Source organism: Micromonospora vulcania, from assembly GCF_042658605.1.
Taxonomy (GTDB): domain Bacteria; phylum Actinomycetota; class Actinomycetes; order Mycobacteriales; family Micromonosporaceae; genus Micromonospora; species Micromonospora vulcania.
Window position 1 is genome coordinate 186,428 of the sequence record NZ_JBHSQS010000001.1, and the last position, 22,738, is coordinate 209,165.

The window sequence follows — 22,738 nt, forward strand, 5'->3', positions numbered from 1 at the left end:
CGGCGTCTGTCCGCCGCATGGTCGATGGACTAGGCTACCGCCGTCTGGAGTCACAAGGGGCCGGGAGAGCTCGTGAAGGCGCACGTCGGTGGTGAGACTTTCGCTCAGGCTAGCCTCCTAGCCAACCTCCGGTCCTCCGTTGAGCCACGTAATCGGCCTCTTTCACCGAAGCGTCCTCCGACAGAGTCAGCCGGCCTTGCTGACCTCTTCCCCTACTATGCAGGCTTCTCGTTCGAGTGGGCCCGTGAGACCCTCCTCAGTGCCAGCGGGGGACTGGCAGGGGTGGTGTTGGATCCCTGGAATGGAAGCGGCACCACCACTCTGGCTGCTCAGATGGCCGGCATGCCGTCTGTTGGTGTTGACTTGAATCCCGTCGCGAATATTGTGGCGCATCTCCGCGCCAATATTGCGCCCGCCAGCCTATTGACTAGTCCGCCGAATGCAGACATTTGTGCTGAAGATGATCCGTTGCTCGCATGGTTCAGTCCACCCACGGCCTCGCGTCTTCGGAGTTGGTCTTCTCTCGCGACTTCCTCCCCCCGAGGCGTCAGGGCGTTGGCGCTGGTCGCACTGTTCCGCGTTGTTCGAGAGCTGACAAGAAGCTTCCAGGGAAGCAATCCGACATGGGTAAGACGGACCTCTCCGGATAGGCCGCAGGTAGCGATTGAGTCGGAAGAGTTAGACGCGCTGCTACTTAAGGAACAGCGAGATATAAGTAAGCGGCTTGAATCTCACATGAGGGTTGGTGTAAGGCCCATCGTAGTGAATTCATCAGCGAAGGCGCTTCCGATTGCCAGCGATTCGATTGACCTCGTCCTCACGTCGCCGCCGTACCTCACTAGAATCGATTACGCCGTGGCGTATGCGCGTGAGCTCGCTGTTCTCGGGACTGACATCCTGGCAAACAGGAGTCTCCGCGAGCATCTGATGGGAACCACCCTGATCCGCCCTGTGGATGCACGGTTGGGAGCCATCTACGGACCCACAGCGAATCAACTGGTGAAAGCTATCTCCGAACATCAGAGTAAAGCCTCGCGCGGGTACTACCTGAAGCAGGCCTGTCAGTATCTCAACGACTTGGTCGACAGCCTAGATGAAATTAGTCGCGTGTGCAAAAAAGGTGCAGTGGCGATTTTCGTCGTACAAGACTCGTACTACAAGGACGCACCTATTCGACTAGCTGATATTTGCGAAGAGGAGGCCAATTTGCGGGGTTGGACGACCACAGAGAAGCGGCCCTTCGAAGTAAGTCGAACCCTCACTTCTCTAAACAAGGCCGCAAAACTGTATCCGAAGGGGAAAGTGTCGGAGACCGTGCTTACGCTGAAACGTGTGTAACATGATCGGTCGGAACGATGCCCTATCGACTTGCCAGGTAGAACCCCGGACCTTGGCACTCTCCTTCGATCCATGATAGGAAGTCAGACCAGCGATCTTCCCAAACCTGAATTAGGGCCATGATCTCGTCATGGCTGTACCGGCGACCGACCTCTTCCGGTGTCAGTCGACCGTGGGCAATCCCGTTTCTTTGTTCGACCACGGCGTTTATCTGCTCCCAAACCTCTCGTAAGATAGGCGCTGGATTACCGAAATCGAATACGTCGCACAGCAGCTTCACCTGAGAGGACTTCATGAAGCTGCCGTCATCTGGAAAGAGTTCCTTGTTCAGCTCGCGTGCTGGACGGTCGGACAGGGCCCCTACTAGTTGGGGGCCTGCTGCCTTCCAAAGCTTCTTGCGCCCCCCGTCAGCCAAGCTCATTAACTCGCCATGTACCAGGAACAGCTGAATTCCTGGCTTTAGTCTTCTGGCTCGAGCCCGAGATCGCGCCGCAGCTTCAAGAAGACTTCTGCAGAGGCTGGTCAATAGGTTTTCGTAGGCCGCAAACAGGAGAAGGATCGCTAACCCTCGAGCCTCACGGGAGACATCCGCGGGAGGGGTGAAGCTTTGGTCATCATCCTCAGCCAGGGGAAGCAGTCTTGGCTGAGTAGCCTCGACCAAGCGCCTCGCTACTTCCACTCGCTCGTGGAGGGCTTGGCGGTGGGATTCGCAGTCAAGCTTAGGACTCAAGGAACTTATCCCTGCAGTACTCGATCCGGCCCCTGACTCTTGTACGCGTGTTTGTGGCACCGGAGACAAATGGTCGAAGTTCAGGTCCGTTAATCCAGCTCACGTCAACCGGCGCGGCAAGTCTCGGGCGCTCTTGAAGGGCCAACGCCGCGCCAACGGCGACACCTTCGAACAGGTTTACGGGAGTTAATCCCTTTCGGCTCCGGATACCCTCGGGAAAGCATTTGGCCAGGAATCTGAAGGTGTTTTCAAAAACTTTGGTCCGCCGAGGCACATCTGGTTTCCCCTGCGCGGCAATGGTGAAGTCATCCAAGAAACCCTTCACTGCGTGTTCAAAGTTCAGGTAGTTCTCGAGGTATGCAAAGAATCGCAGCACGAACTCCTCGCGAGTGCCATCCATCTGGTTGCTCTCTGCGAGCCGAATTGCCGAATTGAAGCTCTCGTGGGTCGCAAGCGTCTCGAGCATGTCGATAAAAGGTCCGCGGAACACGCACTCTCTAACCTCTTGATGGGTTAGTCGTATTCCGCCCGTGTTGATTCGCTCAAACAGGTCGAAGCGAACGCGGACATCGCTCTTATCATTTAGTACTACCACCTTTAGCGGCCTGTCTTCGAACAAGGATTGCAGATCGCCCGGAAGGGTCGAGAACTCCGCGCCCTCAAAGGTTGGCAATTTGTCCAGCTCTGCGAGGCGAAGGGATCGTTCAGAAATCCCGATTCTATTCTTGGCCTTCTCGCTGCCTGCAAAACGGACCAGAGTGGTGACCCGCTGTAGCCCATCGACGACCTCCCAGCTGTTAGCCTGCCCCGCTTCGGCATTCGTAGCCATGAACAGTGGAGGCACAGGAATCCCGAGGAAGATTGATTCAACTAGTGCCGACTGCCTGGCCGCGTCCCAGCGGAACTTGCGCTGGTAGGCGGGAGCGACATCGATGCGGCCCCTCTCCACTCTTCTAAGTAGCTCGTCCACGGTAACGTCGTAAGTATCGAAGTCGACCTGGCGGCGCTGCTTACTTAACTCCTTGCGCTGTGCAAGGGCATTGTTGCTCAACTTTATTTCCTTTCTCAGGTTGCTAATGCTGGACGCCGTCTGCTGTCTCGGGCAGTCGATAACTTCTGACGACTGTCCTGGCTCCCCCGTTTTGGTGCATAACGCTCTCCTGTTCGATCAGGATTGTTCCGGCCGCGACACCGAGAAGCGCCGCTAACTCTGTGTCGGCCGGAATCTCGCGTTGGTGTGTTGCTGAAGCGCAATGCTGGGCCAAGGGTTGCGCGTTGACCGTGGCGTAAGTTCCCCTGCCGTGTTCGGTGGTGGCTACACCAAGTTCTCGTAGAGCAGCTATTGCCTGCCGGATGGTGCCACGGCTTACTTGGAACTCCGCTACGAGTGCGCTCTCGGCCGGCAGGAGGGCTCCAGGTGGAATGGCTCCGCTCTCGATGCGTCTTCTCAGCGCCTCAGCAATGAGGCGGTACCGAGGCTGGCCGTAGTGCGGGGTGGGCACGCGTTCACCGTACCTGGCACTTGTCTTACCAAGTGTCAACCAAGAGGTCCAATTCGATGACTAGACAACTCGTCCACTTGTAGATACGTTTCCAGGTGTGCGGCTGGGGTGACGGCTCGTGTCAGGGGTGGTCCCGCGCCGGTCCTGGCCGCACATGATGCGCGGCGTCCTGTCGGACCGGTTGCGGTAGCCGCGCGTACAAGTTGGCTCGGCGATACCCGACCCGTCCGGCGTCGGACGGTGCGCCGTGCCTTCATCCGGGCCGGTGGCCGGCCGCATTCCCCCGCGGCTCGCCACCGGCCCCCGTCTACCTGTGGAGGTGCGATGTCCGGCTCTCATCGTCGGTACCGTTGGTTCTCGTCCTGGTGGTCTCGGAGGCACCCATCTGCCCAGGGCGTTACCGGCAACGTTCCGTCGAGTCCTCGCGCGGCTTCTGCAACCTCCTCGCCGCAGTGGCAGACGGGGGCCACCCGTGAACTGCCTGCGCTCCGCTCCGTACCCCTGATGACGCGGGCTCAGCTTTACCGAGGCAACGGCGGGCGGTGGCCGCGATGAGTCGTACGAACAAGCCGGCCGCCGTCACGAGCCACCCGGACTGGTGTGCCCCGGATCGCTGCGGCTACCTGGTGCCGCCGGTGATGTCGCACATGGCCCGCCGCCATCGCAGCTCGATGCAAAGGGTTGGCGAGAGTCGGGCCGGTGGGCTCGTCGCCTCGTACCTCATCAGTGCCGAGGCGCTGGGTGGCGCCATGGTCGGTGTTCACGTGACGTGCCGGGGCGGAAACGCCTGGGCTGAGTTGTCGTTGTCGCAGGCGATCGACCTGGCCGAGCAACTTTGCGATCTGGTGACGCAGGTGATCGGGCGGCAGAGGGCCGGCGATGAGTGAGGGCGTTCCGATCCCGAGGGTTCGGCCGATGTCATCGGCTCCGCCAGTCGTGTGCCCGGTCTGGTGTCGGGGATGCGGAGCGAACGACCCGATGCACCGCGGCTTCCTCGCCACGATCGGGCGAGAGCGGACCGGCTGGGTGACGGTCCAACTGCTTGTTGACCGGTTCGCCCGCCGGGACCTGGCCGTGAAGCTCGACGCGACCCGGTCCGGGGCGACGCAGACCGTACTCCTGTCGCCGACGCAGGTGGATCGGCTGATCGACGAGTTGACGTATGCGCGCCTGGAGATGCTGACTGCCGCTGATGGGCATAAGCGGGCGGGAGGGAAACGGTGAACACCAACAGCCGTCGGGGCGTAGCCGTTCCTCGTACTCCTGGCCCGCGTCCTGGGCGGTCGCCGCGAGCAGCGGTAGCCGTACCGCCAGTTCCCGAGCGGCCCGCCGGCGGGACCACCTGGCAGACGTTGGAACGTCTAGGGGGTACGGTGACCGGTGTGCAAGGCCGGGACTGGCGCCCTCGCTACCTGCAACTCGCCGAAGAGTTGCGGGCGAAGATCGTGAGCGGCGAACTTGCCCCCGGGACGCTGATGCCCAGCGAGACCGAGTTGGCCGACACCTCGGGCCTGTCGCGCACGAGCGTCCGCAACGCCATCCGGCAGCTCCGGGAATGGGGCCTGGTCCGCGCGGAGCAGGGGCGCGGCACCTACGTGCGGGCGCCTCGCCAGCGGGTACGCCGTCGCAACACCGAGCGGTACCAGTGGGAAAAGGATCGCGTCCTGCTCGACGAGGACGAGCGGCTGAAGACTGGCGCCACCGAGCACGACACCGGCCTGACCGTCGACGACCTGAAGTTCCACGCCGAGTATTCGCGGGTGGAGGCGGATGCGGAGATGGCGGCGGCCTTGCAGGTCGAGCCGGGCACTTCGCTGCTGCGCCGGGTCTACTGGACGTCCTCCCGGCATGAGAACGCGCCGCTGACCGTGTCGTACTCCTACCTGCCGCACGATCTGGTGGCCGCGAACCCGGATCTGCTCGACGCGGGCAAGGAGCCGTGGCCGGGCGGCACGCAGCATCAGCTCTACACGCTGGGCATCGAGTTGGACCGGATCGACGACGAGATCCGCGCCCGCCCGCCGTCGCCGGATGAGGCCGAGTTGCTGGACATCGACCCGGGTGTCTCCGTGCTCACCGTGCGGAAGACCTCGTTCGACACCACGGGCCGGATCGTTGAGGTTGCCGACGTGGTGATGCCGGGCGACCGCACCGAGCTTGTCTACTCCCACAAACTCCAGCGGTGGAAAACTTGACGCAGCTCGTCTCGGTCATTACCCCGGTCCACGCGCCCAGCATCGAGCACCTGGCTGGCGCCTACGAGTCGTTGGCTAAGCAGGAGATGCCTGACGGCTGGGACTGGGAATGGCTCGTCCAGGAGGACGGGCAGACCGGCGCCCTGGTCGACGCGCTGCCCGGCGATCCCCGGATCAGTCTGGGCACCGGCCGCCCCGGCGGGCCTGGAGTTGCCCGCACCCTCGCCCTCTCCCGGGTCTCCGGGCAACTCATCAAGGTGCTGGACGCCGACGACCAGTTGACCCCCGGCGCACTCGCCCGGGATATCTTCGCGTTCGACGAGCATCCGCAGGTCGGCTGGACCACCTCGCGGGTACTCGACCTGCTGCCCGACGGGTCGACCGCCGGATGGGGCATGGACCCTGCCGGCGGGGTCATCGACCGCGGTTCGGTCCTGTCGTTCTGGCAGGCCAACGACTATCGGGCCTCGGTGCACCCGGCGACCCTGTGCCTGCGGCGGGATCTCGTCTTCGCCCTGGGCGGCTGGATGGCGTTGCCTGCCTCCGAGGACACCGGCCTCCTGCTCGCCGCCAACGCCGTCACCGCGGGCTACTTCACCCGGGAGTACGGCTTGCTCTACCGCAAGTGGCCCGGCCAGGTCACCAGCCAGGCCGCGCACCGGGAACCAGCCGAGTACCAGGCACGGATGAGAATCATTGAGGCCCGAGCCAACGCCCTGACCTCGATGATCCCAAACGGCTTCGGCGGCAGCGCTACGGCGTAGCTTCGTGCCCCGGCATCCCGTGGGTACGCCGCCGCTCCTTCATCTCCGCCTCGAAGATGTGCCGCCGACCGCCGGCCAGCTTCTGCCGCGCGTCCCGCTCAATTTCCTGGAACGCGGCGTAGTAGCCGTCGTCGAACTCCTCCACGATCTGGAAAGTCCACCGGCCGGGTAGCAGATTGCGCCCCAACAGCTCGCGCTCTACCCGGTCGGCCATCCCGTCGTGCCCGGCTCCGCGTAGCAGCTTCACAACCCGGTCAAGGGTGAGATCCGCGCCGCCGACGAGTTGGTGCGCCGAATATAGGTGGCCTCTCACGCGGTGGATCGTCTCCAGGGCCTTGCTCAACTCACCCAATGCCTCGACGGTCGCATCGTCTACACCCGCCGGCCGCGAGTGCTGGTCATCTACGGCTGCAGTCCGGTGGCTCGACATGGCATGGCGGATACCCTGCCTTTGGGGGTTCAACCAGACATCCTGGCCATCTTCGGCTGGTGGTGCGGGCGTGGTTGAGATTCCTCCCCACGCCCGCACGGAGCTAGACGATGGTGGGAGTGACGCCCAAGACGATGATGATCACCACCAGGATCTGGATCATCACGGTCTGCGGGAGCCGCAGCGAGAACGTCATCTCGGTCAAGGTTCACCTCCTTCGGGTTCGGGTTCAGTGCACTGGACAATGACCTGCAGATATATGCCTTCGACGCTGAGTCTGACGGACTCGCATTCCGCCTGACCCGAAGGAATGCTCCTTGGCCGACGCAGATCATCGCACGAGAGGGCCGAGCGCCGCAATTCACCCCCTGTCGGTTGACCAACTTGGACCGGTGACGCGCTCAGTCGTGCGCCCCGTTTCTGGGCTGCGGTGGCGAGCCGAGGCGGAGAGGCTGTGTCCGGGTGCTTCCCGTGGCAACTTCGTCCGTGTGTCACGGGCAAAGTTGCTGGTCACAGTGTTGATTCATTCCTCGATCGAGCGGAGGTTAAATTCTAAGATGAATGGCTAGATTAGTCGCAAGGCGTTATGCGCTAGCGATCCTGAGGCTTATCAGGACGTTACTCGCTTCGCTCATCTCCACTCTATTGCAAGGCTGTTCGTGGGCTCTTTGGTCGCGCATACTCAAGCGCTTTTCTAGTGCTCAGCGAATGCCGGCGTTCTCAGGAAGTCGTCCGGTGTGCCATACTCCTGATGGCAGCTCGCCGGAGAGCCTCACTAGCGTGACCTGCGGCGATGCGCCCACTTCGGTTGGTTCAATGCACTGGACGCACCGACAGGTTGACGGCCTCTCCGCTCGCATCGGAGGGGCCGTCGCTCGTTTCTGCAGCTACGCCCGAGGTCTACTCCGAGGTGGGCGCTCCTGGCGCGTCGACAGGCCGACTAGGTCGCTTTCAGTAGCCGGACGTGACGCAGAGCAGCTAAGCTTGAGCCCGAATCGATCTAGCTACGCTCCGTGTCTGTCCACAGTGGACATACGAAGCCCAAAGGCGCCTAAAGAGCCTGGTCGCTATTCCCGCTTGCCTTCTCCGGCAGTAGCCGGGCGTCAACGGCGAGCTTGTTGACTTGTCTGCCAAGTGCCGTCTACCTTGGATCCCAACTTGGCAGACAAGTTAACAAGTTGGAGGTTGAGCGATGGCTCTGCGCGGCGGTACGAGGTTCGCGGTGCGGTGTGAGGACGTGTTCCCGGCGGGGTGCGCGTTGGTGCCCGAGTCTCTGGGCGAGGTCGAGGACTACGACGAGAAGACTGGCCGGCGTAGCCCGGCGAAGGACAAGTTGACCGGCCAGCGGGTGTGGCAGGTCCGGGTGATGGACCTGGATCCGGAGCTGGGGAAGCGGTCGCGGGAGACGACAGTGAAGATCTCGGCGGACTACCAGCCGGTGCCGCCGACGGGTGGTCTGTTCGAGGCGGTGGAGTTCGACGGCATGACCGTCACGCCGTACGTGGGCAACAACGGTCGGATGGCGTACTCGCTGCGGGCGACCGGGATGCGAGCCCCGGCGGGCGTGGCCGCAGCAAAGGCGGCGCAGTAGCCGCATCTGGTGGGGGCGGGGCTGTCAGGTCTTGGCGGACGGCAGCCCCGCCCTCTGTCTCTTTCCCCTGCTCTGTCGAGAGAGGTAGTGACATGTCCAAGCGTATGCCTGCCGTCCTGCGGCGGCTCGTCGTGGCGGGTGCGCGATGATGCGTCGGCCGCGGGGTGAGGTCGTGATGACCACCGCCGGGGATCTGATGGTGATCCGGCCGCGTCGGCTGGAGTTGCCGGTATGGCTGATCGCGGTCGGCCTGGTGCTGCGGTGGCTGTGGCGGGGCCTGTGGTGGTGTCTTCGCCACCCGGTCGCCGTCGGCCTGGTCGTGGCCGGGGTGAGCCTCTACCGCGAGTTCGACCGGGCCGGCGTGATCGTGCCCGTGGTCCTGGCCGCCGCTGTGTCGGCGCTGTGGCGGTGGCGGCACGAGTCGTCCTGGTGGACCTGGTGCGCCGGCCCGATCCTCGGCCGATTCCGCCAACTCTTCGTCTACCGGCGGGCCTGGCGAGAGGCCATGACGCTCTGCGGCCTGGCCAAGGTGTACGACCATCGCACGGTCCTGCCGGAGCTGCTGCGGGTCCGCTCGGATCAGGCGCTGGACGTGCTGACCATCCGCATGGTCCGCGGCCAGACACCCGAGGAATTCCAGAAGGCAACAGCAAACCTGGCGTACGCCTTCGGCCGACGGCACGCCCGGGTCTACTCCGAGCGTCCCGATGACCCGCCGATCCGGTCGGGCTACTGGGCGCTGGTCCTGGGCGCGGTGGATCGGCTGCGGTTCCGGGACCGGCCGTCGGTGGTCTACCTGGTGGTGGTCCGCACGGATGCGCTGCGCACCCTGGTCGACCCGTTCGATGTCCCATCGGTGCCCGACTTCACCGCGCTACCCCTGGCTCGACGGGAAGACCTGCGGCACTGGTGCCTGCACCTGCTCGCCACCCACGTCCTCATCGGCGGCGCCACCCGCTCCGGGAAGGGCTCAGTGCTGTGGTCGCTGGTCCGCGTCCTGGCCGGCGGGATCTCCTCCGGGCTGGTCCGGCTCTGGGTGATCGACCCCAAGGGCGGCATGGAGTTCGCCATGGGCCGGCCGCTGTTCGCCCGGTTCGCCTGCAAGTCGTTCGAAGCCATGGCCGACCTGCTCGACGAGGCCGTCACCGTGATGCGGGAGCGGCAGACCCGCCTTGCCGGCGCGGTGCGGGTCCACACGCCGACCTTGGATGACCCCCTGGTCGTGGTCGTCATCGACGAGATGGCGGCACTGACCGCGTACCTCCAGGACGTCGACCTGCGCAAGCGCATCGCCGGGTCGCTCGGGTTGCTGCTGTCGCAGGGTGCCGGCGTCGGTGTCTTGGTGGTGGCCGCGTTGCAGGACCCCCGCAAGGAGGTGCTGCCGTTCCGGGATCTGTTTCCGACCCGGATCGCGCTCGGTCTGACCGAGGCCGCTCAGGTCGACCTGGTGTTGGGCGACGGGGCCCGCAACCGGGGTGCCCTCGCCGACCAGATGCCCCGCTGGGCCAAGGGCGTCGGCTACGTGATCCTCGACGGCACCCCCGAGCCAGCCCGGGTGCGCTTTTCCTACATCTCCGACGACCACATCCGGGAGCTGGCCGCCGAGTACCCGGCGCCGGCCGACGCGGCGGACATCCTCGCCCAGGTTGGCCGGGAAACCGCGACCGAACCGGCCCGGCCGCCGCTGCCCCGGCAGCGTCGTGGACCACTGCTGCCGGATTCGCTGCTGAACTTCCTCGACCGGGACACCGACAGGGGTGAGCCGCGGTGACCGCCCCGACCGCTGGCCGAACCTTCCACCGGCTCCGCGCCCCCGGCACCGACGGCGCCACCAGTACGGCGGTGTCCGTTCGCGTCGACCCCGCCCGGCCTGACGCGTACCCGGTCTATCTCGCCGTTGGCGGCGGCCGGCGCCGCATGTACCTGACTCCCGACGAGGCGTGGGCGCTGTGGCGCTGCCTCTCCGAAGCGGTGGCCTCCCTCGGCGAGCCACCCGACCACATCCGTACCCGCGTCGCCCCGGCCCGGAGGTAACCGATGTCCCTCAAGAGCTTCTTCCTCGGCACCCACCGCCTCAAGCCTATGCACATCGAACTCAACGGCTCCCCGGACCGGCTCGCCGGTGCCCTGCACGGCCTGGCGCACATGGTCAACCGCCGCCGCGACCTCAACGGCCAGCAGATCTGCATCACCCTGACCATCCGCGACAACGGCAGCGGCCGATGATCCGCGCTGAGTCCGGCGTCCGGGTGCTGATCCTGCTCGCCATCGGCACCATGGCCGGCGCCGCCGCCTTCACCCACGTCCACGACCTGACCGTCGCCCACGGCCAACCCGACTGGATCGGCTGGGCCAACGCCGTAGCGGTCGAGCTGATGGCCATCTACCTCGGCCTGGAAATCCGCGCCCGCCGCCGCACCGGTCGTCCCGTCGGCCTGGTCGGCGTGCTCCTGATCGCGTTCGCGCTGCTCTCTCTCGCCGCCCAGGTCGCCGAAGCCGAACCGTCCGTCTGGGGCTGGATCGTCGCAGCGGTGCCGTCGCTGGCCTTCCTCGCTCTGGTGAAGGTCGTCCTGTCCAGCGAACCCGCCACCCCGCCGGCATCGGAGCCCGATCAGCCGCAGGGCGATTGGTACGACGAGCCGCAGCCGGTCGAACCCGCGCCGCAGGCTCCGGTGATGCCGCCGGCATCAGTCGCGGTGCTGCCTCCGGTCGGCGTCGTCCAGTCCAACCGGCCCCAGGTTGTCGGGATCATCCGATGACGGCTCCAACCCTGCCCGGTCTCGAACCCGCCCCGACCCCGGTTGCTCCTCGTCCGGGGTCGCGGGCGGTCCGCATGGCGCTGCCCCGTTCGATCGACGTGCTCAAGGACATCGCCATCGAGTACGGCGTCTGTGTCCGCCCGCTCGCCATGCGCCGTACCGATCTCGACACCGGCCTGACCGAAGTCATCGACCTGCCCTGCGGCGCGACCCGCGAAGACAAGTGCCCGCCGTGCGCCAAGAAGAACCGCCGGCTGCGGCAAGCCCAGATCCGCGAGGGCTGGCACCGCGACGACGAACCACTACCCGGCCCGGAACCCGCAACCGAGGCGCAGAAGTCCCTGATCCTGTTCCGCGCACACCTGGAGTTCTCCCGCGACGAGGCGGTGAGGGCGGCCCAGTGGGATCAGGTGACCGACCTCGACGAGGCGATCCGCGAGGTGGAGGAAGCCATCGCCGCCGAGGGCCTGCGCGGGCGCGTCGGGCCACCGCATGCCAGCGACGACGAGGACCAAGACGATGAGCCCGGCCAGCGACGCAAGCGCTCCACCAAGCGGCGCCAGGATGCCCCCGAACTGCCTCGGCGCAAGGTCGAGCGCCGCACCGTCGGCAAGACCTATACCGCCCCGGACGGCTCCACCTACCAACCGTCGATGTGGCTCACGCTCACCCTTGACTCGTACGGCCCGGTCCGCCCCGACGGCACCCCGGTCAACCCGGCCAGGTACGACTACCGCCGTGCGGCCTGGGACGCCGTGCACTTCCCTCGGCTGCTGGACCGGTTCTGGCAGAACCTCCGACGGTGCGAGGGCTGGAACGTCCAGTACGCCGGCTGCGTCGAGCCGCAACGCCGCCTCGCCCCGCACGCCCACTTCGCCATCCGGGGAACCATCCCTCGCGACGTCCTCCGCACCGTGGCGGCGGCCACCTATCACCAGGTGTGGTGGCCCTCGGTCGACGTCCAGCGCTACACCCTCGACCGGCTCCCGATCTGGGACGAGCAGGCGGCGGCATGGGTCGACCCGGACACCCGCGAGTCACTGACCACCTGGACGGAAGCGCTCGACGCCAATGACGACGACCCGGACGCGGAACCGGTGCACGTCGTGCGCTTCGGCGCCCAGGTCGACGCCCGCGGCGTCATGCCCGGCACCGAGGACGCCGAACGAACCATCCGGTACGTCACGAAATACATCACCAAGCACACCGGCGACTGCCACAAGGCGACCACCGACCGGCAACGCAAGCACCTCGACCGGCTCTGGCAGCAACTCCAGATGACCCCCTGCACCGACCGGTGCGCCAACTGGCTGCTCTACGGCGTCCAGCCCAAGAAGGCACACGCCAAGCTCAAGCCCGGCCGCTGTAAGGGAAAAGTCCACCAGCGCGACACTCTCGGCATCGGCGGCCGGCGCATCCTCATCTCCCGCGACTGGTCCGGCAAGACCCTCGCCGACCACAAGCACGACGCGCGGGCCTGGGTCCGGGCACTGCTCGGTGTCACCACCGACGGTACGCAGCTCGTCGACTACCAGGGCGACACCGCCGAACGGGTCCGGCACGCCTGGGAGTTGGCCCGACCCGATGACCCCGACGTCGGCCCGATGACCCACCGGCTTATGCGGTCGATCAGCGAACGCGCCCGTTGGCGGTCCGAACTGCTCGCCGCCAAGGACCGGGCCGCGCAGGGGTCCTCAGATCTTTCGGCAACTCAGCACAGCGCACAGCACGACGGGGAGGAAACGCAGTGAACGAGGAGTTGTTGACCGTGCCGGAAGTGCTCGCCGAGCTGCGCGTACCGCGCTCGACCTGGTTCTACTGGCGGCAGACCGGCAAGGGACCACGGGTGATCAAGCTCCCGAACGGGCAACTGCGGGTCCGCCGATCGGCGCTAGGCCGGTGGCTCGGCGACCTGGAGCAGGACGCCGCATGAAGAGCTATGAGGTCCAGATCTGGGAGATCGGTAAGCGCGCTGACCGGAAGGCTCGGCCGTGGCGGGTCCGCTGGGCGGTGAGCGGCCAACGCTTCGAGGACATGTTCCGTACCAAAGCCCTGGCCCATTCGTTCCGCGCCGAGCTGGTCCAAGCGGCCAACGCGGGGGAGCCCTTCGACCCGGCCACCGGCCGCCCGGTCTCCGAGGCCAGAACCAAGAACCCCACCACCTGGTACGCGCACAGCCGCGCGTACGTCGAGATGAAGTGGCCCCGGGCGGCGGCCAAGACCCGGCGCTCGATCGTCGAAGCGCTGACCTCGATAACGGTGACCCTGACCCGGCCGACCAAGCGGGGCCGACCGACTGACGCCCTGCTCCGCGAGGCGCTGTACCTCTACGGTCTCAACCCCCGCCGCTGGTCCGACGAGATCCCGCCCGACCACGCGGCGGCGCTCGCCTGGCTGGAAACGGCGTCGCTCCCGGTCGTCGAGCTGGACTCGCCCGCGATGGTCCGCCGGGTCCTCGACAGCCTGTGTGTACGCCTCGACGGCAAGCCCGCGGCTGCCTCCACGGTCCAGCGGAAGCGGGCAACCTTCTACAACGTCCTCGGGTACGCCGTCGAGCTGGAGCTGATCGCTTCCAACCCGGTCGACCGGGTGCAGTGGACCGCCCCCGAGGTCGCCCAGTCCATCGACCGGCGGGTGGTGGGGAACCCGGCCCAGGTCGCCACGCTGCTGGAGGCGGTGAAATCTTTCGGCAAACGCGCCGACAAGGATCATCGCGTTCTTCGGCTGTCTCTACTACGCGGGGATGCGTCCCTCGGAAGCCGCGGACCTACGGCGGGAGGACTGCGACCTTGCCGGCCGGTGCGCCGACTGCGGGGCCGACTTCGACGACCTGGCGGCGGTCAAGCCTTCCCGGTCCTGTGACCACGAGAAGATCGAACATCGCTGGGGCCGCCTGTTGCTCGCGGGCACATCGCCGCGCGCCGGGTCGCACTGGACCGACGACGGCGGCTCCCACGAGCGGCGCGGACTCAAGCACCGGGGGAGGGCCGAGACCCGTACGGTCCCGATCCCGCCCCGGCTCGTCCAACTGCTGTGCGCCCACGTCGAGAATCACGGCGTCGGTCCGGACGGTCGGTTCTTCCGCGGCCTGCACGGTGGGCCGCTCTCCGAGTCGGTCTACGACCGGTGGTGGAAGCTCGCCCGCGAGAAGGCGCTGACCGAATCGCAGGTCGCCTCGCCACTCGTCCGTCGGCCCTACGACCTACGGCACGCGGCTGCCTCGCTCTGGCTCAATGCCGGCGTCCCGCCAACCGAGGTAGCCCGGCGCCTGGGCCACGGCGTCGCCGTCCTGCTCCGCGTCTACGCCAACTGCATCGACGGCGGAGAAGACAACATGAACGACATGATCGGCGAGGCTCTCCGCTGACGTTGAACCGTTCTGTCAGCATCGCTGGTATGGCCGAGAACCGTGCACCGACAGGTGGGCGTTGACGCGCCGGTATCCGTGCAGTGGGATTCATCGCCCGGCTAGAGCCTCAGTTGGCTCCCCTGACAGGAGTTCACCCTGAAGACGCTCCTCTACTCGCTCGCCTTTGCCATCGTCATGCCGTTGGCAATCCTGGTCTGTGCGCTGCCAGCCTTATTCATTGCACGCGTCTACTACTTCGTCAATATGAAGCGATTCCTTAAATATCCATTGAACTTCCCGCTCATAGTCGCCGATATTCCTACGGAAACTAAGCGAGACTTGATAACCCGGTCCACCGTCTGGCGCGTGCTCTACGCGGTTGCGCTCGCGGGGTCAACTGTCGCGGCGGATAAGATCATTGCCGCCAAGTTTGGGAGTCTTCAGTTAACGTTCTTCCCTTGGGTGTTCCTCTTGCTGACCTTCACCGCGAATGCCGCATTGAACATGAAGGCCAGCATTTATTGGACTGGCAATAGAGTGTGCGAAGAACTCAGTAGTAGAACCGGAAATGACTGGCAGCGTGACTCTGTTAGGCTGTGTCAAATGGGGGCATCTGATTGCATTGTCAACGTGGTTGCAGTTATGCTGACCGTAACCGGGATACTCTCCTTTCTGAACCTAGCCGCGTTTCCGGAGAGGTTCAGCGATCCTCCAGCAGGATTCGGGGATAACGAGATTGTCTTCGTGTACGCCCTCGTAGCCTTCCAAATTCCCCTGCTGATTGGCACTAGGGTAATTTCGAGGTATCCCGAGTTCTTGGTGGTCTCTCAGATCGGAAAGCTCAACAGTAAGCGGCGAGAGCGCTTTAGGTCCTCCCCTTACGATCCGCTCGGTGTGGTGCGTGAGGAGATATTTGTACTGGCGCGCTACGTCGAGCAGGCAAGTGCGAAGCTCGAACGATCGATCTCGAAAGACGCTACCTTTGCCCCATCGGTAGTGCTGCGCGCAGGGGCCGCGGACTTGCTCGGCTTCTTGGCCAGCCGAGACTCCCTGGACAATATTAAGATGCCCAAGAGGGTTAAGCGCAATTCCGAATACCTGCTTGCCTTGATGATCGATGCGCCGTCGCGAGCTTTTTATGACCAGGTGGCTTACGAATGGAAAGCCTTTGATGAGCACGGTCGGCCCGCACAGCAGTCCGGGCGCCGTGCGCCGAGACGAATAGGGGATTTCCTCTTAAAGTACGGTCAACCCGGCGCGGCGTCTTTACAATTCATGATCCAAGGGAGTCTCGCCCTAACGGTCGTAGCTCTTGCACTCTTCGGGAAGGTTGACATTTTGGATTTCATCAAAACATTCATCAAGTGATTCTTGCTGCTGAAGTGTCAGTTTCCATCGAGTTGCTGCCGCATCCCCTAACGCATTGGCCCCCGCGCACGAATGGCTACTGGACCGACAACAGCGGCTTCCTCGTGAAGCGCGGACTCAAGTACCTGAGGAAGGCCGAGACTCGACGGTTCGGATCTCACCTTGGCTCGTCGGGCTGCTGCGTGCGCATGCTCATCGAACCGTAGGTTCCTCACCACTTGGTCCGTTGCCCCTACGACCGACGTCGCGCGGTGGCCTCGCTCTGGCTGACTGAACGTCGGCGTCGCTGCGGTTGAGATGGCCCGACGATTGGGACTCAGCATCGTCGTTCTGCTCCAGGTCTAAGCACGCTGCATCGACGGAGCAGGCGACACCAAGAGGGCAGGCTCGCCGGCATGTCCGGTTAAGCGTCCGACCATAAGAAGACTCGCCTGCCATCGTGCGCCACCAACCCAAGACGACTTGACCACTCAGGAGACACTCGTAATCATGTGGCGACTTACAGTGGCAGGCTCGGCGTCGGCTGGCGTGGGTCATGCGGACGGTACACATTGATGGCAGGTCTCGCCATCAGGCGAGTTTCGCCATCTCATAGTCCGTCAGGTCCGCGGACTGCTCGACCGCGTGCCGCCCGCGATCGCGCGGTCTGGGTGACGCTCGTGCTCCTGGTGCTGGCGCTCACCGGCTGCGATCCAGAGACCGAGGGCAAGGTCCGCTACAAGCCCGTGCTGCTACCGGTGTCGCTCACAGTCGGACCTGATGGTGTTGCCATCGAGGGTGAGACGAGCTTCATCACCCCGATCGGCGAGTTCTCGATCGGCGCCGAGTACTCCCTGCCGCCGCGCGACGGAAGCACGATCTACGTGCTACTCCGCGATCGGAAGAAGGGCAAGACCGGGTTTGACCAGGTGTTCAAGGTTCAGACTGGCCGCGACCAGCTCACGGTCGTTGTGAACGGGACCACCACCATCCAGGTGAAGGACGGTCAAGTCTTGATCGACGTCACCGGCGGCGCGGTCAAGAAGGTCCAGTTCAAGCGAGTGGATCAAGCAACGGTGAAGGAGGGCGGCGACTCGTTCTGGGTCAAGGCCGGCGCAAAGTGGAGCCAGGGCTGGGAATCCTCGTTCTACAAGCCCTTCGTGTTGACACGCTGGGCCTACGACGATTCGACGATCGACAAGTGGTGTGGACTCGGGTTCATCTGGTTCCTGATGCGTCTGGCGCTGACGCTTGTGCTGCTCCTCGTCGACCTGGTGCTCAGTTCGATCTTCCTGATAGCGCAGATCGCATACATGTTCTTCGAGGCCACGGGCCGGAACGTGGTCTGGGGAGTCGCCATCCTGGTCGTCGTCGTAGGTTGGATCCGGTGGCTACTTGAATGACTGTGGGCGTGGGCAGATGGTGGGCGGGCCAGGTGCTAGCGGGTGCACGGCACCAAGAAGCAGCAGTTCAGTGCTGCTGTCCTGGCCAGGATCGCCGGTGCCCTGTAAATCCGTCGCGAAAGCTTCAGAGGTTCGAATCCTCTACCCGCCACCAGGCAACAGCAAGGCCCTTGACCTGCGGAGACGTTGGTCGAGGGCCTTTGCTGTATCGCCGCGTTTTGACCTTGATAGTCCCTCCTTGTCTGACCAATCGGGCATGCAACGGGCACGTAGCTGATGGGGCGACGCGTGATGGCATCTCAGGGCAGAGACACAGGCACAGGCTCGGACCGATCCAGTCGTGGACGTGCGGCAACGGCGATCGCTCGTGGCGGAGGCGTTCTAGGACTCGTAGCCCTCCTGCTCGTCATCCCCAGCTCGATCCAGGACGGCTGGAGCATCCTCGACCGAGTATGGTCCGGTCCTTCGCCTTCCCCTGGACCGAGCCGCACTTCCGCCGGTAGTGCTCCTAGCTCTGGGAGCCCCTTGGCGTCGCCATCGGCACCCCACCCGTCGGCAACGCCATCGGCGACGAATTTGGGAGCCGGACCTGGCCCAACTGCCAGCAAGCGGTCCCCCAGACCCAGCCCGACTACCAACCTGGCGATCCCTTCTGCCGAACTCATGCAGGCCTGCATCAGGCAAACCAAGGGCCAAGGCGAGTACGAGTTCTACATGAGCGACATACCTGCGGACAGGTGGGGAGATCCAGTACAAGGCAAGGTTTCGTCGCCTAACCGTGCCTACGTGCTCTGGCTGTTCGACGCTGACTGCAAGTCCTACAAGGCGGTAGCTGTCCCAGCCGCGGGCGAGAGATCGTTTCGAGGGTATGTGGGCCAAGTTTGGAAATACGTTGTTGCCTCAGAGGATCGACCGGTTGGTAGCTGCGACTGCGGTGTTTTCAACCCCTCAAACCACGGCGTCGACTGGAAGTTCGATGACAACGCGCATCTCACGTTCTTCGCAGCGTAGGTAGATGGTGGATCCTCTGGTCGGGCAGTCGTAGACCGTCCGGGCAGGCCGTTAGCCCTTGTAGTGCCCGACGGAGTGATCTGCCCGGCAGCTTCCTGGAAACAGCGTCGGTCCCGGTCGTCGAGCTGGACTCGCCCGTGATGGTCCGCCGCGTCCTCGACAGCCTGTCTGTACGCCTCGGCGGCAACGATCCCGCCCCGTCTCGTCGAGCTGCTGTGCCTTGTACGTCGAGAATCACGGGGTCGGCCCGGACGGTCGGTTCTTTCCGGGTCTGCACGGTGGGCCGTTGTCGGAGTCGGTCTACGACCGGTGGTGGAAGCTCGCCGCGAGAAGGCGCTGACGGAATCGCAGGTCGCCTCGCCGCTCGTCCGCCGGCCCTACGACCTGCGGCACGCCGCGGCTTCGCTCTGGCTGAATGCCGGCGTCCCGCCGACCGAAGTCGCCCGGCACCTGGGTCACGGCGTCGCCGTCCTGCTCCGCGTCTACGCCAACTGCATCGATGGCGGCGACGACACCATGAACGACAAGATCGGCGAGGCTTTGGCGTGACCCCGCCTGAGTCAGTCGGTGGAGTCGGCACCTCGGGTGGCTACGCCTGTGGCGGTCAAGCGTCGGGCTTCGGTAAAAACGCGAGCGTTGATCTCCGCTTCGGTCTCCTCGCAGTACTCCAGCGTGTCGTACACATCGTCGAGCATGACCAACCCCTCGGCGAGGGGCGTGCCGTCATGCCCGATAGCCGAGTGGGTCCAGCGAGCCAGCTCGCGCGGGGAGAGGGCGCCGACGAGAAGCTTGGTAGCCATGATGCGTACGGCGGCGTCCTCAACCTCCTCGCTGCCCCTGGGGTAGAAGGTCAGGCCAAGCTCGTCGAGGGTGGGTTCAAGCCACTGGAGCAGATCCTGTTCGGTGGCGGTGGGCGAGACCCCGGCCAGAATGCACAGCGAGGGGCTGTCAACGCCTGCCACGAGGCAGTCACAGGCGGCCTCGATCACCTCGGCTGCCGTGCCCTGCCCGATGCTCCAAAGGGTGGTGGCGTCTTGGAAGCGCGCGAGCGCATCGTTGCTGAGCATTGGTACATGTTCCGCCGCCAAGCCAGCGGAGTCACTCCGATATCCGCCAGTTGAAGATGCGGGGCGCTGGTTCTGTGGGCGTGAGCAGATGGTTGGCGGGAGCCTGTTCGGCGCCATATCAGGCGAGCGAAGCACCAGCTCGCGGGCTTTTCTAGGGCTGCGACGATGCGCTCTGGCGTCTTGCCGGGCTTGGCATGAGCAGCTGTTGTCGCAAGCGGTTGAGGGCCGCCTGCTGGCGGGTTGGGTGACACGCCGGCTGGGTCCGTGGCGCGGACATTTACGCCCTGGCTGCGGGACGAGGATGACGATCTCAACGAGCGTTGATGCTCCGTGTGCTGAGTGAAGAGCTCCATCTTGACCGATAAGTTGATGATCTGCTTATGTAGATAACATGATTAAGCCCTCCGCGCCGATGCGCGAACCCACATATTTCATCCTCGCCGCGTTGCAGGACGAACCGTTGCACGGCTACGCCATCGTCAAGCGCGCGCAGGAGTTGTCCGACGGGCGAGTGCGGTTGACGACCGGCACGCTGTATGCCGCGCTGGACCGGCTCACCGGTGAAGAGATGGTGCGGGTGGCCGAGGAGACGGTGGTCAACGGTCGCGCCCGTCGCACGTACGAGCTGACCGAACGCGGGTTGTCCGCACTGCACGAGGAGGCGGCGCGGCTGATCGCCGCGGCTCGGGTCGTTCGAGACCGCTCCGTACGGTCGACGACCGCGACGGTTCGGACGGCGCCGGCATGACCGGCCTGGAGCGTCGCTACCGGTGGCTGCTGCGCGCGTACCCTCGGGCCTACCGGCAGTACCGCGCCGACGAGATGCTGGAGACGCTGCTGGTCGCAGGCGAGACGGACCGGAGGCACCCGAGGCTCCGGGAGTCCATTGCACTCGTGGTGGGAGGTCTGCGGGTCCGCTCCGGTGTGGACCGGCTCGGCTCGCGGGAGACCCTGCGGCACTCCGCGCTGCGATTGACCGCACTGTCCCTGCTCGTGTGCGGCGCTGCACTTGCGGCTCTGCCTCTCCTGTGGCGCTTGTGGATGCTGTTGCCGGGTAGTTCCGCCAGCAATGAGCATCAGGGGAGCCTGGTCACGCCCGCGTTGCTGCTTCTCGCGTTGGCCGCTGCGGCATGGGCTCGCTACCGTCTCGCGCTCGCGATGACGATCGGCGCCTTCGGCGCGGAGATCTGGTACGCCGTGGCGAATGACCCGTGGTATCTAGAGCCATGGACGGGGCTTGACACGCTGCTGGGGGTCCGGACGGGTCTCTACCTGCCCATGCAGTTTCCCATGTGGGCGTGCGTGATGGCCGCACTGACGATGCTGCCACTGCTTCGAGCGCGTCAATCACGGGCGGCGCGACCATGGATCTGGCTTGTCGTCGTGGCAATGACCATAACTGTCGTGACGCCTAATCCGCTCAATGGCTGGGTCGACCAGTTGACCCTGCCGGTCATCGTGGCTGCGGGGCTGGTGGCGGCTCTCGTGGGTGCCGCGCTCGATGCGCGGATATCAATCGCGGCCAGCGCAGTCCTTCTGGCGCTGATCCTGCCTATGTTGGCGTCCAAGCAGAACCACTGGATGCTTTACGGTCTGGAGGACTTTGGACCGCGGGATGTGCTTCTCGGAGCCGTGCTCGGAGTCTTGGCAATCAATATCACGGTCAGCCGATTGGCCGCCCGCCGGCAAGTCGCCCTGTGAGTAGCGTGGTCGCCCGTATGGATCCGGCCGGAGGATCGCCGAGCGACCATGCCACGCCATCCAAGCTCAGTCGAATGCCGTGCACCACGGGACGCGGAACACCGAGCGTGGCGGCCCGTCGCCTGCCCGCACGACCCGCGCCCGGTCCGCGCCGCGGGCCCGACCGGCGTGTCACCCAGTCCGGCGAGCGTTAGGAGGAGGGGGTGGAGTTGCCCGCACCACACGCTCAACTCGATCAGAGGTCGGTGTCGCGGTCGGTTCGATTACAGCCACTGTAGTCGCGCGCCGGAGCTGCGCCTAGAAGGCATTCGTCGGTCAATCGCCTTGGCTGTCGCAACTCCGTTGCTGCTGGTCGGGGCCTGATTGCTGCGGTGCTCGGCTCCGCCGGTTGGCCTGGCCTTGAGCGGGGCGCAACCGTCACAGCGGCCACGCAGTTCGAGTTGCTGATGCTCGTCTTCGCCGTTGTGGCGGTGTCGCCGCCTTGGTGGTCGCCTACCGTCGGCAGCGGCTAGGGGGGCGCACGAACGCGCTGCTGATCTGCGTGCCGAAGGAACCAAAGCTTCGTCGCCGGGCGACACCTCGTCGAACAACGCGAGGTATTCCGACAGGCGCTGATTGGCCTCACTGACGCTGGTGCCGCCGGCCACGCAGACCGCCTCCGCGGTCAGACGCCGGTCACACCCCGGGTGCGGCGAGGCGGCCGAAGGTCGGGCCCGGGGTGTCACCCGCGCGCAGCCGGACGACGGCAGCCGAGATGCGGGCCGCACGGTTGGGCGAGTCTCGATGCCGCAGAGCGTGCCTCCTCCGATCGCGTGGGAGACAGGACGGGACGGATGGGCCGATGCCCTGCCGGGCTTCCGTCGGAGAGGCTCGTCTATATCGGGAAAAGTACAGGGTGGGGAGTTCGCCTCGATCCCCGTCGCTACGGCGACCGGTCTGAGCTGCGGTGCAGCCACCCGCTGCCGGTGCTGCCGACTACCCGGCCCGGGACACGCGCCATGGTACGAATACCTCGCGGTGCTGGCGCGGGCGCAATGAATCGGTATGGTGGTCGATGGCCGGACACGGAGCGCGAGCGCCGGCACGCCGCTTACGAATATTACGCACGGTGACCGGTTTGGTGGATTCGGTGGCCGCCTTTGCGACTGGACCGAATTGTGTTGAAGGTCGTATTGAACGTTCTACGAAGCGGGGAGCTGCCCTGCAGGCTTGTGATCTGGCCCGGTGCGACGAGGCTGGTAGGCCGAACGGGGGGAAGTCACGGACGGTGGGCCAGTCGGCTCGTCCGCCACTTTCCTGGCTGCCCGTGCTGTGGCACGATCGTGGAACCTCCACCATCCCTGTGACACTTCCCCCGACAGGAGCAAACATGTCTGGTCGAAGGCTGGGCCGACTGCTTGGCTCGCTCCTCTTGCTCGCCGTCGTCCTCGGTGGACCGTTCGGTGCCGACGCGCTCGCCGGCTCGGATCACGCCCAGTTGACCGACGTCGTCTGGGGCGCGGGTCAGGGCGACGTCGTGTGGGGCCTGAACGCCTCCCGGTAGCTCGCCGG

25 protein-coding genes are annotated in these 22,738 nt (G+C 65.0%); 20 read left to right on the forward strand and 5 right to left on the reverse strand.

Going from position 1 to position 22,738, the window contains the following annotated elements:
• Positions 1-282: 282 nt before the first annotated feature.
• Entirely contained in the window at positions 283-1,338 is a 1,056-nt protein-coding gene (locus ACFQGL_RS00895) for a hypothetical protein (RefSeq protein ID WP_377503987.1), read from the forward strand.
• Between the two features lie 22 nt (positions 1,339-1,360).
• Here ACFQGL_RS00895 and ACFQGL_RS00900 read toward each other — a convergent pair whose 3' ends face one another.
• From ACFQGL_RS00900 to ACFQGL_RS00910, 3 genes are all read right to left on the reverse strand, one after another.
• On the reverse strand, positions 1,361-1,759 hold the full coding sequence (locus ACFQGL_RS00900; RefSeq protein WP_145778869.1) for a hypothetical protein: 399 nt from the start codon (positions 1,757-1,759) through the stop codon (positions 1,361-1,363).
• 298 nt (positions 1,760-2,057) lie between these two features.
• The gene (locus tag ACFQGL_RS00905) at positions 2,058-3,119 is read right to left on the reverse strand and encodes a DUF262 domain-containing protein (protein WP_377503989.1); all 1,062 of its coding nucleotides are present in this window, start codon (positions 3,117-3,119) and stop codon (positions 2,058-2,060) included.
• 22 nt (positions 3,120-3,141) lie between these two features.
• Positions 3,142-3,570 (reverse strand): GntR family transcriptional regulator, encoded by a 429-nt coding sequence (locus ACFQGL_RS00910; protein ID WP_377503991.1) that lies wholly within the window; start codon positions 3,568-3,570, stop codon positions 3,142-3,144.
• Positions 3,571-4,112: 542 nt separating this feature from the next.
• Between ACFQGL_RS00910 and ACFQGL_RS00915 the strand changes: the two genes are divergently transcribed.
• From ACFQGL_RS00915 to ACFQGL_RS00930, 4 genes are all read left to right on the forward strand, one after another.
• Complete coding sequence (locus tag ACFQGL_RS00915) at positions 4,113-4,457, forward strand: hypothetical protein (RefSeq protein ID WP_377503993.1); 345 nt, start codon at positions 4,113-4,115, stop codon at positions 4,455-4,457.
• Positions 4,458-4,548: 91 nt separating this feature from the next.
• Positions 4,549-4,794 carry a precorrin-4 C11-methyltransferase gene (locus ACFQGL_RS00920; RefSeq protein WP_377503995.1) on the forward strand — a complete coding sequence of 82 codons (246 nt, stop codon included), beginning with the start codon at positions 4,549-4,551 and terminating at the stop codon, positions 4,792-4,794.
• A gap of 149 nt (positions 4,795-4,943) precedes the next feature.
• Positions 4,944-5,765 (forward strand): GntR family transcriptional regulator, encoded by an 822-nt coding sequence (locus ACFQGL_RS00925; RefSeq protein WP_377503997.1) that lies wholly within the window; start codon positions 4,944-4,946, stop codon positions 5,763-5,765.
• A complete protein-coding gene (locus ACFQGL_RS00930) occupies positions 5,753-6,529 on the forward strand; it encodes a glycosyltransferase family 2 protein (RefSeq protein WP_377503999.1) in 777 nt (258 codons plus the stop codon). The genes ACFQGL_RS00925 and ACFQGL_RS00930 overlap by 13 nt, the downstream gene beginning before the upstream one ends.
• Here ACFQGL_RS00930 and ACFQGL_RS00935 read toward each other — a convergent pair.
• Positions 6,519-6,959 (reverse strand): hypothetical protein, encoded by a 441-nt coding sequence (locus ACFQGL_RS00935; protein ID WP_377504001.1) that lies wholly within the window; start codon positions 6,957-6,959, stop codon positions 6,519-6,521. The two genes, ACFQGL_RS00930 and ACFQGL_RS00935, sit on opposite strands and share 11 nt — an antisense overlap.
• Positions 6,960-8,151: 1,192 nt before the next feature.
• On the opposite strand from ACFQGL_RS00935, the gene ACFQGL_RS00940 reads away from it, so the two are divergent.
• The 12 genes from ACFQGL_RS00940 (at position 8,152) to ACFQGL_RS00995 (ending at position 18,968) form a co-directional block, all read left to right on the forward strand.
• Positions 8,152-8,550, forward strand: coding sequence for a transcriptional regulator (locus ACFQGL_RS00940; RefSeq protein WP_377504003.1), 399 nt, complete (start codon positions 8,152-8,154; stop codon positions 8,548-8,550).
• A 175-nt stretch (positions 8,551-8,725) separates the two neighbouring features.
• Positions 8,726-10,321: an FtsK/SpoIIIE domain-containing protein gene (locus tag ACFQGL_RS00945; RefSeq protein ID WP_377504005.1), complete on the forward strand. Its 1,596-nt coding sequence runs from the start codon at positions 8,726-8,728 to the stop codon at positions 10,319-10,321.
• The gene (locus ACFQGL_RS00950; RefSeq protein WP_377504007.1) at positions 10,318-10,584 is read left to right on the forward strand and encodes a hypothetical protein; all 267 of its coding nucleotides are present in this window, start codon (positions 10,318-10,320) and stop codon (positions 10,582-10,584) included. The genes ACFQGL_RS00945 and ACFQGL_RS00950 overlap by 4 nt, the downstream gene beginning before the upstream one ends.
• A gap of 3 nt (positions 10,585-10,587) precedes the next feature.
• Positions 10,588-10,776, forward strand: coding sequence for a hypothetical protein (locus ACFQGL_RS00955; protein ID WP_377504009.1), 189 nt, complete (start codon positions 10,588-10,590; stop codon positions 10,774-10,776).
• Positions 10,773-11,309, forward strand: a complete 537-nt coding sequence (locus ACFQGL_RS00960; RefSeq protein ID WP_377504011.1) for a DUF2637 domain-containing protein — start codon at positions 10,773-10,775, stop codon at positions 11,307-11,309. Before ACFQGL_RS00955 ends, ACFQGL_RS00960 begins: the two co-directional genes overlap by 4 nt.
• Positions 11,306-13,060, forward strand: a complete 1,755-nt coding sequence (locus ACFQGL_RS00965; protein WP_377504013.1) for a replication initiator — start codon at positions 11,306-11,308, stop codon at positions 13,058-13,060. The genes ACFQGL_RS00960 and ACFQGL_RS00965 overlap by 4 nt, the downstream gene beginning before the upstream one ends.
• Positions 13,057-13,242 carry a helix-turn-helix transcriptional regulator gene (locus ACFQGL_RS00970; protein ID WP_030329852.1) on the forward strand — a complete coding sequence of 62 codons (186 nt, stop codon included), beginning with the start codon at positions 13,057-13,059 and terminating at the stop codon, positions 13,240-13,242. Before ACFQGL_RS00965 ends, ACFQGL_RS00970 begins: the two co-directional genes overlap by 4 nt.
• Positions 13,239-14,171 (forward strand): hypothetical protein, encoded by a 933-nt coding sequence (locus ACFQGL_RS00975; RefSeq protein ID WP_377504015.1) that lies wholly within the window; start codon positions 13,239-13,241, stop codon positions 14,169-14,171. Before ACFQGL_RS00970 ends, ACFQGL_RS00975 begins: the two co-directional genes overlap by 4 nt.
• Before the next feature lie 34 nt (positions 14,172-14,205).
• A complete protein-coding gene (locus ACFQGL_RS00980) occupies positions 14,206-14,676 on the forward strand; it encodes a hypothetical protein (RefSeq protein WP_377504017.1) in 471 nt (156 codons plus the stop codon).
• A gap of 183 nt (positions 14,677-14,859) precedes the next feature.
• A complete protein-coding gene (locus tag ACFQGL_RS00985; RefSeq protein ID WP_377504019.1) occupies positions 14,860-16,026 on the forward strand; it encodes a hypothetical protein in 1,167 nt (388 codons plus the stop codon).
• Positions 16,027-16,685: 659 nt separating this feature from the next.
• Entirely contained in the window at positions 16,686-17,408 is a 723-nt protein-coding gene (locus ACFQGL_RS00990; RefSeq protein ID WP_377504021.1) for a hypothetical protein, read from the forward strand.
• 1,323 nt (positions 17,409-18,731) lie between these two features.
• A complete protein-coding gene (locus ACFQGL_RS00995; RefSeq protein WP_377504023.1) occupies positions 18,732-18,968 on the forward strand; it encodes a site-specific integrase in 237 nt (78 codons plus the stop codon).
• Positions 18,969-18,979: 11 nt separating this feature from the next.
• Here ACFQGL_RS00995 and ACFQGL_RS01000 read toward each other — a convergent pair whose 3' ends face one another.
• Complete coding sequence (locus ACFQGL_RS01000) at positions 18,980-19,486, reverse strand: hypothetical protein (protein ID WP_377504025.1); 507 nt, start codon at positions 19,484-19,486, stop codon at positions 18,980-18,982.
• Positions 19,487-19,877: 391 nt separating this feature from the next.
• Between ACFQGL_RS01000 and ACFQGL_RS01005 the strand changes: the two genes are divergently transcribed.
• The 3 genes from ACFQGL_RS01005 to ACFQGL_RS01015 all read left to right on the forward strand — a co-directional run bounded on the left by ACFQGL_RS01005 (position 19,878) and on the right by ACFQGL_RS01015 (position 22,730).
• Positions 19,878-20,234 (forward strand): PadR family transcriptional regulator, encoded by a 357-nt coding sequence (locus ACFQGL_RS01005; RefSeq protein WP_377504027.1) that lies wholly within the window; start codon positions 19,878-19,880, stop codon positions 20,232-20,234.
• Positions 20,231-21,187: a hypothetical protein gene (locus ACFQGL_RS01010; RefSeq protein WP_377504029.1), complete on the forward strand. Its 957-nt coding sequence runs from the start codon at positions 20,231-20,233 to the stop codon at positions 21,185-21,187. The genes ACFQGL_RS01005 and ACFQGL_RS01010 overlap by 4 nt, the downstream gene beginning before the upstream one ends.
• Before the next feature lie 1,369 nt (positions 21,188-22,556).
• Complete coding sequence (locus tag ACFQGL_RS01015; protein WP_377504031.1) at positions 22,557-22,730, forward strand: hypothetical protein; 174 nt, start codon at positions 22,557-22,559, stop codon at positions 22,728-22,730.
• Positions 22,731-22,738: the final 8 nt, after the last annotated feature.